The organism is Pseudomonas sp. SDI, from assembly GCF_003105155.1.
GTDB lineage: Bacteria > Pseudomonadota > Gammaproteobacteria > Pseudomonadales > Pseudomonadaceae > Aquipseudomonas.
In genome coordinates, this window is sequence record NZ_QETK01000051.1 from 1 (window position 1) to 12,366 (window position 12,366).

A 12,366-nucleotide genomic window follows, 5' to 3' on the forward strand; every position below is an offset into this window, starting at 1 on the left:
CGCGATAGCCTCACCACCATCCCCCGAGGATTACTGCAGTGCGTTCCACCGAAGTCATCATCATCGGCGCCGGCGCCGCCGGCCTGATGTGCGCCCTGACCGCCGCCTACCGCGGCCGCCAGGTGCTGTTGCTCGACCATGCCAACAAACCCGGCAAGAAGATCCTCATGTCCGGCGGCGGTCGCTGCAACTTCACCAACCTGTACACCGAACCCGCCAACTTTCTCTCGCAGAACCCGCACTTCTGCAAGTCGGCCCTGGCCCGCTACACCCAGTGGGACTTCATCGAAATGGTCGGCAAGCACGGCGTGCCCTACCACGAGAAGAAACTCGGCCAGCTGTTCTGCGATAACAAGTCCAGCGACATCCTCGACATGCTGCTGAGCGAATGCGCCAGCGCCGGTGCCGAGCTGCGCATGGACACACGCATCGAGCAGATCGAAAAACTCGAAAGCGGCTACCTGCTGGAAACCAGCGCCGGCCCGTTCCAGTGCCAGTCGCTGGTGATCGCCACCGGCGGCCTGTCAATCCCGACCCTGGGCGCCAGCGGGTTCGGCTATCAGGTCGCCCGTCAGTTCGGCCACAGCCTGCTGCCGACCCGCGCCGCGCTGGTGCCGTTCACCATCACCGAGCCGGTGCTCAAGGGCATCTGCACCGAGCTGTCGGGCAGCTCGGTGGATTGCATCGCCAGCTGCAATGGCGCCAGCTTCCGCGAGAACCTGTTGTTCACCCACCGCGGCCTCAGCGGCCCGGCGATTTTGCAGATTTCCTCGTTCTGGGACAGCGGCGACACCGTCGAGATCAACCTGCTGCCCGACCACGACGCCCTCGCCTGGCTGCAACAGCAGCAAGCCGAACGGCCGAACAGTGAACTGAAAACCCTGCTCGCCGAACTGTTCACCAAGAAGATGGCCAACCTGCTCGCCGAGCACTGGTTCGTCTCCAAGCCGATGAAGCAGTACACCCCGGCCGAGCTGGCCCAGGTCGCCGAAAAACTGGCGGCCTGGCAAGTGGTGCCGGCCGGTACCGAAGGCTACCGCACCGCCGAAGTGACCCTGGGCGGCGTCGATACCCGCGACGTATCGTCCAAGACCATGGAATCGCTGAAAAGCCCCGGCCTGTACTTCATCGGCGAAGTGCTGGATGTCAGCGGCCATCTTGGCGGTTTCAACTTCCAGTGGGCCTGGGCCTCGGCCTACGCGGCCGCGCAGTTCGTCTAACCTTCGCGGTAGAATCCGGCATCACGGAACAAATTTTGCTGGTACGTGAACACGGCGGCACGCCACTGCCGCCGTGACCGGCTCAATTTCGATCATTGCCCAGCAGGCCTGCCGCCCATCATGTCATCGTCTTCGTTCAGCCATTCGTTACGCCGTCTCTGGGCCCTGGACAAATTCAGCTACAGCATCCGCGTATTGATCGCCCTCACCGGCAGCATGGCACTGTGCTGGTACCTGGACGAAATGAGCCTGCTGATCCCGCTGTTCCTCGGGGTTATCGCCAGTGCCTTGGCCGAAACCGACGACAGCTGGCAGGGCCGGCTCAACGCCCTGGCCGTGACCCTGGTGTGTTTCACCATTGCCGCGCTGTCGGTGGAACTGCTATTCCCCTACCCGATCGTGTTCGTCTGCGCGCTGGCCCTGGCTGCGTTCGGCCTGACCATGCTCGGCGCGCTCGGCGAGCGCTACGGGGCGATTGCCTCGGCAACCCTGATTCTTTCGGTGTACACCATGATCGGCGTCGACCAGCGCGGCGGCGAAGTCACCGATTTCTGGCACGAACCGCTGCTGCTGGTGGCCGGCGCCGCTTGGTATGGCGCGCTCTCGGTAGTGTGGCAGGCACTGTTTTCCAACCAGCCGGTGCAGCAGAGCCTGGCGCGCCTGTTCCGCGAGCTGGGGCACTACCTGAAGCTCAAGTCGAGCCTGTTCGAGCCGGTGCGCCAGCTCGACGTCGAGGCACGCCGCCTGGAACTGGCGCAGCAGAACGGCAAGGTGGTGGCAGCACTCAACGCCGCCAAGGAAATCATCCTGCACCGGGTCGGCAATGGCCGGCCAGGCTCGAAGGTCAGCCGCTACCTGAAACTGTACTTTCTCGCCCAGGACATTCACGAACGCGCCAGTTCCTCGCACTATCCGTATAACGCGCTGGCCGAGGCGTTCTTCCACAGCGACGTGATGTTCCGCTGCCAGCGCCTGCTGCGCGAGCAGGGCGCGGCCTGCAACAAGCTCTCGGCGTCGATCCAGTTGCGCCAGCCGTTCGTCTACGAGGCCAATTCCGCCGCGGCCCTGGAAGACCTGCACGCCTCGCTGGAGCACCTGCGCATCCAGAGCAACCCGGCCTGGCGCGGCCTGCTGCGCTCGCTGCGCGCGCTGGCGGCAAACCTGGGCACCCTCGACCGCCTGCTCAGCGATGCCAGCAACCCGGACAACCTCGCCGACAACCGCGACTCCAGCCTGCTCGACCGCTCGCCGCGCAACCTGGCCGATGTCTGGAGCCGCCTGCGCCAGCAACTGACACCGACCTCGCTGCTGTTCCGCCACGCCCTGCGCCTGCCGCTGGCGCTGTCCATCGGCTACGGCATGGTGCACCTGATCCACCCGACCCAGGGTTACTGGATCATCCTCACCACACTGTTTGTCTGTCAGCCCAACTACGGCGCCACGCGGCGCAAACTGATGCAGCGAATGATCGGCACCGGCATCGGCCTTACCGTCGGCTGGGCGCTGTTCGACCTGTTCCCCAGCGCCGTGGTGCAATCGCTGTTCGCGGTGGCCGCCGGGGTGGTGTTCTTCGTCAACCGCACCACCCGCTACACCCTGGCCACCGCAGCGATCACCCTGATGGTGCTGTTCTGCTTCAACCAGACCGGCGATGGCTACGGACTGTTCCTGCCGCGCATCTTCGATACCCTGGTGGGCAGCCTGATCGCCATTCTGGCGGTGTTCCTGTTCCTGCCCGACTGGCAGGGCCGGCGCCTGAACAAGGTGCTGGCCAATACCCTGAGCTGCAACAGCACCTACCTGCGGCAGATCATGCAGCAATACGCCCAGGGCAAGAGCGACGACCTCGCCTACCGCCTGGCCCGGCGCAACGCGCACAACGCCGATGCGGCGCTGTCGACCACGCTGGCGAACATGCTGATGGAGCCGGGGCATTTCCGTAAGGAGGCCGATGTCGGCTTCCGCTTCCTGGTGCTCTCGCACACCCTGCTCAGCTACCTCTCCGGCCTCGGTGCGCACCGCGACAGTGCACTGGCGCCGGAAGTGCACGAGTACCTGATCGACGGCGCGGCCGCGAGCCTGGCCGCCAGCCTCGACGAGATCGCCAGTGGCCTGGCCAGCAAGACGCCGGTGGCGATCCACAGCGACCGTGAAGAAGCCCTGGCCAGCGAACTGGAACAGATGCCCGAAGACATGGACGAGAACCAGCGCCTGGTGCAAACCCAACTGGCCCTGATCGGCCGTCAGCTCGGGCCGCTGCGCACGCTGGCCGCACACCTGATCAAAGAGGCCGAGCCGGCCTGATCAGAGGCCGTACTGCTTGAGCAGGGCGTCGTAACTGCCGTCGGCTTTCATGGCCATGATGGCCTGGTCGAAAGCGGCGGTGATCTCCCGGTGTCGCGGGTTCTTCAGGCTGACCAGGATGTGCAGGCTGTTGTCGCTGACCGGCTTGCCATAGAACTCGACCTTGTCGCGCACGGCGGCGGGTTCGCGTTGCAGGTAATAACGGGCGACGTATTCGTCTTCCAGGGCCAGGTCGACGCGCCCGGCAGCGAGCATGCCGACCGCCACCGAGAAGCTGCGCACCGGCACTTTCTGCAGGCGCTGGTCGTTATCGAAATCGGCCGAGTAGGCATAATCGCGTACGACTGCAATCGGGTAGCGGTGCAGATCGCTCAGCGCGTCATAGCTCACCTGCTCGCCCTTGCGCTTGAGCAGACGGATGCGGTTGTTCAGGTAACCGGCGGAAAACTGCCCGATCAGCTTGCGCGAGTCGTTGTACCAGGCATTGACCAGTACGTCGTAACGCCCTTCACCAATGCCCATCAAGGCGCGTGCCCAGGGCACCTGCTCGAACTCGCTGGCAAACCCGGCCCGGCTAAAGGCCGTGGTCACCAGCGCCGTAGCCAGGCCGCCATTGGCCATGTTGACGTCGGTAAAGGGTGGCCAGGCATCGGCCACCAAACGCAACTTGTCGGCCTGCGCCGGATAGGCAACAAACAGCATTGCCAGCAAACCCAAGACTCGGAGCAGTAGCCGCATGCTCAAATCCTTTAGCGGAATCGATGTCCGCGCTGTGTTCGACTGCCTGGTTGTTTTTCTAGTGTCAGAACTCTAGGTTGCCTCCTGAGATTACACAAAGAATCGCCAATGCGGCAGCAAACAATGGTGGCTATACGCCTCTATTTCAAACTGTTTCACAAATACCCTGATCCATGGCGGTTCTGCGGCCATGGCCGGTATGATCGGGACATCACGTTAGGGGAAGGCCATGAGTATCGACTGGATTTGCAAGCATCACACCGACCTGGGCAAAGAGCAGCTGTACGCTATTTTGCAGCTGCGCACCGAGGTGTTCGTGGTGGAGCAGAAATGCCCGTACCTGGAAACTGATGGTCAGGACCTGAGCGGCGATACCTCTCACCTGATGGCATGGCAGAACGATGAGCTGGTGGCGTACCTGCGCTTGCTCGACCCGGAATCACAGGGTGGCGATGTGGTGATCGGCCGTGTGGTGATCTCGCCCAAGGCGCGTGGCCTGGGCCTGGGGCATGAGTTGATGGTGCAGGGGCTGAAACACGCCGAGCAGGCCTGGCCGGGGGTGCCGGTGTACCTGGCGGCACAGGCGCACTTGCAGGGCTACTACGCCCGCCACGGGTTTGTGGTGGCCGGTGAGGAGTACCTGGAGGATGACATACCGCATATCGGCATGCGTCGCGGCTGATTACGCTATCGCGGGACGAGCCCGCTCCCACAGTAAGTGCCAGGGCGCACAGTTTGTGGGAGCGGGCTTGTCACGTGATAGGGCCCTCAAGGATAGCCAAGCACTTCCCGGATCCGCCGCAGATGCTGAATGATCCAGCCCTTGTCGATCGCCCCCCAATCACGGATCCGGTAATGCCCGGCGTGATTGCGCGCACCTTCCTGCTGCTCGAACTCGCAGACGATATCCAGATCCGCCAATGCCACGATGGTGTCCTGGGCCGTGCGCCGCGGCATGCCGGTAGCCTCCATCAAGGCCGGCACACTGCTCGCCGTCTGGCTGTCGATCAGCCAGGCCACATACAGGCGCCGGTAAAAACTGGTCTTGGTCTTGCTCACGTCCATTGGCAGGTCCTTATCGGTCAATCAGCGCCCGGCAAATCACGCCAGGTCAGGTAAACGCGAAGGTCGAACTCCAGCTGATGATAGCCGGGCTGCATGTACTCGCAGAGCTGGTAGAACGCCTTGTTGTGATCACTTTCCTTCAGATGCGCCAGCTCATGCACCACGATCATCTTGAGGAACTCCGGCGCCGCCTCCTTGAACAGCGAGGCAATGCGAATTTCCTTCTTCGCCTTGAGCTTGCCACCCTGCACCCGCGACACCGCCGTGTGCAGGCCCAACGCCCGGTGGGTCAAGTCGAGGCGGTTGTCGAACAGCACCTTGTCCAGGTTAGGTGCGTTGCGCAGGTGCTCCTGCTTCAAGCCCTGCACGTAGCTGTACAGCGCCTTGTCGCTCTGCACCGCGTGGCGCGTCGGGTAGCGTTGCTGCAGGTAGTCGCCCAGGCGCTGTTGGGCGATCAGTTGGCGCACCTGATCTTGCAGGGCGCAGGGATAGGCTTGCAGGTACTTGAGCGTGGTCATCGGGGCTGGCTGGCGGATCAAAGCGCCAGTTTACCCAACTAATCCTGTGGCCAGGCAAAAAAGCCCGGGAAGGCGCCGGCATCCTTGGCCACCAGCGGCCGTGCCACCAGGAAGCCCTGCACATACTCGCAGCCATTGGCCTGCAGCCAGCGCGCCTGTTCGAGGGTTTCGACACCCTCGGCGATCACCGTCAGGCCATAGTCGCGGCACAGGTCGATGACACAGCGGGCCAGCGCCGCATCGGCGCCCGAATCGGGCAGCCGGGCGACCAGGTGCCGGTCGAGCTTGAGGGTGTCGATCGGCAGGTCGCGGAGCATGCGCAGCGAACAGTCGCCGGCCCCGAAGTCGTCCAGCGCCACCCTTACACCCAGTTCACGCAGCTTGTTCAACTGCTTGAGCGCCGCGTCGATGTTGTACATCAGCGAGGTCTCGGCAATTTCCACTTCCAGCTGCGCCGGCGCCAGGTCGTGGCTGCGGATCACCCGGCCCAGCTCCTCGACCAGGTTGGGCATGGCAAACTGCACCCGGCTCAGGCTGATACCGAGGATCACGTCGTCGTCGAACTGCTCGCGCCAGCTCCTGCGCTGCGCTGCGCCCTGGCGGTAGATCCAGCTGGCCAGTCGCGAGATCAGCCGCGCCTCCTCCAGCAAGGGCAGGAACAGCCCTGGTGGCACATCGCCGACACTGGGGTGCTGCCAGCGCAACAGCGCCTCGAAGCCACGCAATCGGCCATCGGCAAACGCCACCTGGGGTTGATAGACCAGGCTGAAGTCCTGGTCTTCGATGGCGTCGCGCACACTGTTTTCAAGCATCAGCCGCGAGCGCGCACGGCCGTTCAGGTCCTGGTCGTAATAGCGATACTGCTGGCGCCCGGCCTGCTTGGCGGCATACATCGCGGTGTCGGCGGCGCGCAGCAGGCCATCGATGTGCGCACCGCAATCGGGGTAGACCGCGATGCCGATACTGACCCCGAGGGTGACTTCCAGCCCTTCGATCTGCTGGCAGATCGACATCCGCTCGATCAGGCGCTCGGCGAAGCGCGCCGCCTGTTCCGGGTATTGCAGGGCGTCGAGCAGTGCGGTGAATTCATCGCCGCCCATGCGCGCGAGGATGCCGTGGGCGCCCAAACATTCCTTGAGCTGTTCGGCCACCCACTTGAGCACGCGATCGCCGGCTTCGTGACCGAGAGAATCGTTGATACGCTTGAAGCCGTCCAGGTCGAGGTACATCAAGGCCTGGGACTTCTGCGACAGCTCGCCGCGCAGCAGCGCGCTTTCTGCCGCCTGGTAGAAGCCGCGCCGGTTCAGCAGCCCGGTCAGCGGGTCAGTTACGGCCTGGTATTCCAGTTGTTGGTGCAGGTTGCGCACCACCGACATGTCGAGCACGGTGACCACCAGCGCCTGCTGATCGCCGGACAGCGCCGCGCAGGACAGGGTCACCGGCAACGGCCGACCGCCGCTGGTGCGCAGCACGGCGTCGTGCAGGCGATAGATGTTGCGGTCCAGATACGCCTGGTAGAACGCCGAGTCGCGCCACCGGGTGGCTTCGGGCGACTCGACGAACGTCAGCAGCTCGCTGCCCTGCAGGACCTCGACCGGCGCTTCGAGCAGGCGCGAGATGGCCGGGTTGGCGAAGCGGATGCGGCCATCTTCGGCCACCACCAGAATGCCTTCGGCGGCGTTCTCCAGCACCGAGGCGTTGAATGCGCGGGCGCTCTCCAGGTCGCGGCTGAGCTGTTGCAGGGCACGGCGGTTACGTTGCTGTTCGAGTAGGGCCTGGATTTTCGGCTTGAGGATTTGTGGGTCGAAGGGTTTGAACAGGTAGTCCACCGCCCCGCTGGCGTAGCCCTTGAGCATGGCCGCCTGGGATTGTTCGTTGGCGGTGAGGAAGATGATCGGGGTGAGTCGCGTGCGCTGGCTGCCACGCATCAGGCGGGCGACTTCAAAGCCGTCCATGCCGGGCATCTGCACGTCCAGCAGTACCAAGTCGACCTCATGCTCCAGCAGGGCGCTGAGGGCTTCGGTGCCGGAACTGGCCGTCAACACCTGCCAATCCTGGCGGGCCAACAGCGCCCGCATGCTGATCAGGTTTTCCGGGTAGTCGTCGACGACCAGTAATACCGAGTCGTCTTCGTGAGTCTGAGGCTGCGCGCAATCCATGCTGCTTCTCTTCTGGCACCGACGTCAGATTTCGGTAGAAATTTGAAGCTTTACTCTAGTCCTGGTAAGGGAAAACCTGTAGTAGGCACAGTGCTATCACGAGAGGAAACGGTCATTAGCCGACTAACGGTCGTGAATGGATCCATTTTCGAGGTGGCTGATTAATCCTTAGGTATAGACCTGTGGGGCTGCGCCAAGAAAACCCCCAGGCACAAAAAAGCCCGCATCGCGGCGGGCTTCTTCGTAGTAGCGGACTTAGTTGACCTTGGCCGCCAACTCGCCTTTCAGGTAACGCTGGTACATGCCATCCAGCGAGATCGGCTTGATCTTCGACGCATGACCGGCAGTACCGAACGACTCATACCGCGCGATGCACACATCACGCATGGCCTTGACGGTCTCACCGAAGAACTTGCGTGGGTCGAACTCGCTCGGGTTCTGCGCCATCAGGCGACGCATCGCACCAGTGGAGGCCAGACGCAGGTCGGTGTCGATGTTGACCTTACGCACACCGTGCTTGATCCCTTCGACGATTTCCTCAACCGGCACACCGTAGGTTTCCTTGATGTCGCCACCGTACTGGTTGATGATCGCCAGCCACTCTTGCGGCACCGACGACGAACCGTGCATTACCAGGTGAGTATTCGGAATGCGCTTGTGGATTTCCTTGATGCGGTCAATCGCCAGCACGTCGCCGGTCGGCGGCTTGGTGAACTTGTAGGCACCATGGCTGGTACCGATGGCGATAGCCAAGGCGTCGACCTGGGTCTTCTTGACGAAGTCGGCCGCTTCTTCCGGGTCGGTCAGCATCTGGCTGTGATCCAGCACGCCTTCAGCGCCGATACCGTCTTCCTCACCGGCCATACCGGTTTCCAGCGAACCCAGGCAGCCCAGCTCGCCTTCAACCGAAACGCCGCAAGCGTGCGCCATGGCCACGGTTTGCTGAGTCACGCGGACGTTGTACTCGTAGTCGGTCGGGGTCTTGCCGTCTTCGCCCAGCGAGCCGTCCATCATCACCGAGCTGAAGCCCAGCTGGATCGAGCGCTGGCACACGTCGGGGCTGGTGCCGTGGTCCTGGTGCATGCACACCGGGATGTGCGGGAATTCTTCGATGGCCGCCAGGATCAGGTGACGCAGGAACGGCGCGCCAGCGTATTTGCGGGCACCGGCCGAAGCCTGAACAATCACCGGGGAGTCGGTCTTGTCAGCGGCTTCCATGATGGCGCGCATCTGCTCAAGGTTGTTGACGTTGAAAGCTGGAACGCCGTAGCCGAACTCGGCGGCGTGGTCCAGCATCTGGCGCATGCTAATGAGTGCCATTGTGTATCTCTCTCCCGACAAGCGTCGTATTTTTTGCAAGCCTGCCGCAGCGGCGGTTGCTATTCAAGTAGTGTGAGCCGGTAGAAACCGGCCCGGTCAGTCACGGTGCCTTGCAGCCCCGCCCTATCAAATCGTTGGTCGCTACCCAGTACACCAGGCCTTCGTCGCCCTTGGTGTGAAAGGCCAGCACGCCATCGCTGTACAGCGCCCCCGATGCCCCGGGCTCGGCCTTGAGCCGGTAGACCTGGTCGCCGCCGCCAAGGCGCACATCGACGCTGTCCTGGCCGACATCGGCGAAACGCCAGAGCAGTTCGGCCTTGCTGTCGCAGACCCAGCGGGTCCAGTTGTCGTTAACCGGTTTGGGTTCGGTGAGGGCACACCCACTCAATACCGCCAGGGCCATCAGGGCAACAACGCCTTTCATCCAATATCCTCTAGAAGACCACGAACCGGCGCGCAGGTTGCCTTGAACCGATCAAGGGCAACCGTGCGCCTGGCGCTGGTGCTCGTCGTCGTATTTTTCCAGGCCATCCGGGCCGAGCCTCTTGTTGATCACAGGCACCGTCTCGGCCTGCCATTCGGACTGGTAGCAGCCGCCGTTCGGCGCGCCCGGCTTGTCCGCAGCAGGCTGAGGGCCGCTGGAGCAAGCACCCAGCAGACCAGCCAGGATAATCACAGGCAATCGCTTGACCATCAGGTCGCTCCCTTTGCCAGGCGCTGATCGACTCAGGCCTTGGCCCGCTGTTCCAGCACTTCAACCGCCGGCAGCACCTTGCCTTCGACGAACTCGAGGAACGCGCCGCCGCCGGTAGAAATGTAGGAGATATCGCTGGCAACGCCATACTTGTCGATGGCCGCCAGGGTATCGCCACCACCCGCGATGGAGAACGCCGAGCTCTCGGCGATGGCCTTGGCCAGCACCTTGGTACCGTTACCGAACTGATCGAACTCGAACACCCCGACCGGGCCGTTCCACAGCACGGTCTTCGACGACTTCAGCAGTTCGGCGAACTGCGCGGCCGTTTGCGGGCCGATGTCGAGGATCATGTCGTCGGCCGCCACATCGGCCACCAGCTTGACGGTGGCCACGGCGCTTTCGGCAAATTCCTTGGCAACCACCACGTCGACCGGCAGCGGCACGTTGACCTTGGCAGCGATGGCCTTGGCCGTGTCGATCAGGTCAGCTTCGTACAGCGACTTGCCCACCGGGTGACCGGCAGCAGCGAGGAAGGTATTGGCAATGCCGCCACCAACGATCAGCAGGTCGCAAACCTGGCTCAGGCTGTTCAGCACATCGAGCTTGGTCGACACCTTGGAACCGGCAACGATGGCCGCCATCGGCTTGGCCGGGGCTTTCAGGGCCTTGCCCAGGGCGTCCAGCTCGGCTGCCAGCAACGGACCGGCAGCAGCGACCTTGGCGAACTTGGCCACGCCGTGAGTGGAACCTTCAGCACGGTGAGCGGTGCCGAACGCGTCCATCACGAACACGTCGCACAGCGCGGCGTATTTCTGCGCCAGCTCGTCGGCGTTCTTTTTCTCGCCCTTGTTGAAGCGCACGTTCTCGAACAGCACCAGCTCACCGGCCTGCACCTGAACGCCGTCCAGGTAGTCGGCAACCAGCGGCACGTCGCGGTTCAGCGCCTTGCTCAGGTAGTCGGCAACCGGCTTGAGGCTGTTCTCGGCCGAGAACTCACCTTCGGTCGGACGGCCCAGGTGCGAACAGACCATCACGGCCGCGCCCTTTTCCAGGGCCAGCTTGATGGTCGGCAGCGAAGCGAGGATGCGCGCATCGCTGGCAACCACACCGTCCTTCACAGGGACGTTGAGGTCTTCGCGGATCAGTACGCGCTTACCTTGCAGATCGAGGTCGGTCATCTTCAAAACGGTCATGAATGCAGTCCTTCAGGGCTGTTTACGAGTGTTGCGGGTAGTGGAGTCAACAACGCGCAGATAGTGATCGGCAACGTCGAGCATACGGTTGGCAAACCCCCATTCGTTGTCGAACCAGGCCAACAGGTTTACCAGGCGCGGGCCGGAAACACGGGTTTGGCTGGCATCGACGATCGCCGAATGCGGGTCATGGTTGAAATCACAGCTGGCGTGCGGCAGCTCGGTGTAGGCCAGCAGGCCCTGCAACGGACCGCTCAGCGCGGCATCGCGCAGCACCTGGTTGACCTCGGCCGCCGTGGTATCGCGGGCAGTCTGCAAGGTGATGTCCAGGCACGACACGTTGACTGTCGGCACACGTACGGCTTTGGCCTGAATCCGCCCGGCAAGTTCCGGCAGCAGGCGTTCGATGCCGCGCGCCAACCCGGTGGACACCGGAATCACCGACTGGAACGCCGAACGGGTGCGGCGCAAGTCTTCGTGATGGTAGGCGTCGATCACCGGCTGGTCGTTCATCGCCGAGTGGATCGTGGTGATCGACACGTACTCCAGGCCGAACGCCTGGTCCAGCACCCGCAGCAGCGGCACGCCGCAGTTGGTGGTGCAGGACGCGTTGGACACCAGGCGTTCGGCGCCGGTCAGGCAATCCTGGTTGATGCCGTAGACGATGGTGGCGTCGACATCCGCCTCGCTGGCCATCGGCTGCGACAGCAGCACGCGCGGTGCACCGGCGTCGAGAAACCGCTGGGCATCGGCGCGGGTGTTATAGGCCCCGGAGCATTCCAGTACCAGGTCCACGCCCAGCGCGGCCCAGTCGATGCCCTCGGGGGTGGCGCTGCGCAAGACTTTTACGCAGTCGCCATTGATATGCAGGCAATCGCCATCGACCTTGACCTCGCCGGGAAAACGGCCATGGGTGGAGTCGAAGCGAGTGAGGTATTCAATGCTGGCCTGATCGGCCAGGTCGTTCAGTGCGACGATCTCGAAGCCGGCCTTGGCTCCCCGTTCAAAGAGTGCGCGCAGGACGCAACGACCGATACGGCCGTAGCCGTTGAGTGCAACTTTGTAGGGACGCGCTTGGGGCATGAGATGCTCACGGAACGAAAAAATCTATCGCGGGACGAGCCCGCTCCCACATTGGCTTGCAGGGAACCC

At 63.2% G+C, this 12,366-nt stretch carries 12 protein-coding genes; 3 read left to right on the forward strand and 9 right to left on the reverse strand.

Annotated elements, in window-relative coordinates; all coding sequences use genetic code 11:
• Positions 1-38: 38 nt before the first annotated feature.
• Both DCO48_RS22110 and yccS read left to right on the forward strand, forming a co-directional pair.
• Positions 39-1,220, forward strand: a complete 1,182-nt coding sequence (locus tag DCO48_RS22110; protein ID WP_116552737.1) for an NAD(P)/FAD-dependent oxidoreductase — start codon at positions 39-41, stop codon at positions 1,218-1,220.
• A gap of 120 nt (positions 1,221-1,340) precedes the next feature.
• Positions 1,341-3,524, forward strand: a complete 2,184-nt coding sequence (gene yccS, locus DCO48_RS22115) for a YccS family putative transporter (protein WP_116552738.1) — start codon at positions 1,341-1,343, stop codon at positions 3,522-3,524.
• On the opposite strand, the gene DCO48_RS22120 is transcribed toward yccS, so the two are convergent.
• Positions 3,525-4,262: an ABC transporter substrate-binding protein gene (locus tag DCO48_RS22120; RefSeq protein WP_116552739.1), complete on the reverse strand. Its 738-nt coding sequence runs from the start codon at positions 4,260-4,262 to the stop codon at positions 3,525-3,527.
• A gap of 229 nt (positions 4,263-4,491) precedes the next feature.
• Between DCO48_RS22120 and DCO48_RS22125 the strand changes: the two genes are divergently transcribed.
• A complete protein-coding gene (locus tag DCO48_RS22125; RefSeq protein ID WP_116552740.1) occupies positions 4,492-4,944 on the forward strand; it encodes a GNAT family N-acetyltransferase in 453 nt (150 codons plus the stop codon).
• An 86-nt stretch (positions 4,945-5,030) separates the two neighbouring features.
• Here the strand turns inward: DCO48_RS22125 and DCO48_RS22130 are convergent, their stop codons facing one another.
• The 8 genes from DCO48_RS22130 to epd all read right to left on the reverse strand — a co-directional run bounded on the left by DCO48_RS22130 (position 5,031) and on the right by epd (position 12,297).
• Entirely contained in the window at positions 5,031-5,327 is a 297-nt protein-coding gene (locus DCO48_RS22130; protein ID WP_116552741.1) for a helix-turn-helix domain-containing protein, read from the reverse strand.
• Between the two features lie 17 nt (positions 5,328-5,344).
• Entirely contained in the window at positions 5,345-5,845 is a 501-nt protein-coding gene (locus DCO48_RS22135) for a M48 family metallopeptidase (protein ID WP_116552742.1), read from the reverse strand.
• 38 nt (positions 5,846-5,883) lie between these two features.
• On the reverse strand, positions 5,884-8,004 hold the full coding sequence (locus DCO48_RS22140) for a bifunctional diguanylate cyclase/phosphodiesterase (protein WP_116552743.1): 2,121 nt from the start codon (positions 8,002-8,004) through the stop codon (positions 5,884-5,886).
• Positions 8,005-8,259: 255 nt separating this feature from the next.
• Positions 8,260-9,324 (reverse strand): class II fructose-bisphosphate aldolase, encoded by a 1,065-nt coding sequence (gene fba / locus DCO48_RS22145; protein WP_116552744.1) that lies wholly within the window; start codon positions 9,322-9,324, stop codon positions 8,260-8,262.
• Between the two features lie 100 nt (positions 9,325-9,424).
• Positions 9,425-9,748 carry an MliC family protein gene (locus DCO48_RS22150; protein WP_116552745.1) on the reverse strand — a complete coding sequence of 108 codons (324 nt, stop codon included), beginning with the start codon at positions 9,746-9,748 and terminating at the stop codon, positions 9,425-9,427.
• 51 nt (positions 9,749-9,799) lie between these two features.
• Positions 9,800-10,018: a hypothetical protein gene (locus DCO48_RS22155; RefSeq protein ID WP_116552746.1), complete on the reverse strand. Its 219-nt coding sequence runs from the start codon at positions 10,016-10,018 to the stop codon at positions 9,800-9,802.
• 32 nt (positions 10,019-10,050) lie between these two features.
• Entirely contained in the window at positions 10,051-11,214 is a 1,164-nt protein-coding gene (locus tag DCO48_RS22160; RefSeq protein WP_116552747.1) for a phosphoglycerate kinase, read from the reverse strand.
• Positions 11,215-11,226: 12 nt separating this feature from the next.
• The gene (epd, locus tag DCO48_RS22165; RefSeq protein WP_116552748.1) at positions 11,227-12,297 is read right to left on the reverse strand and encodes an erythrose-4-phosphate dehydrogenase; all 1,071 of its coding nucleotides are present in this window, start codon (positions 12,295-12,297) and stop codon (positions 11,227-11,229) included.
• Between the last annotated feature and the right edge of the window lie 69 nt (positions 12,298-12,366).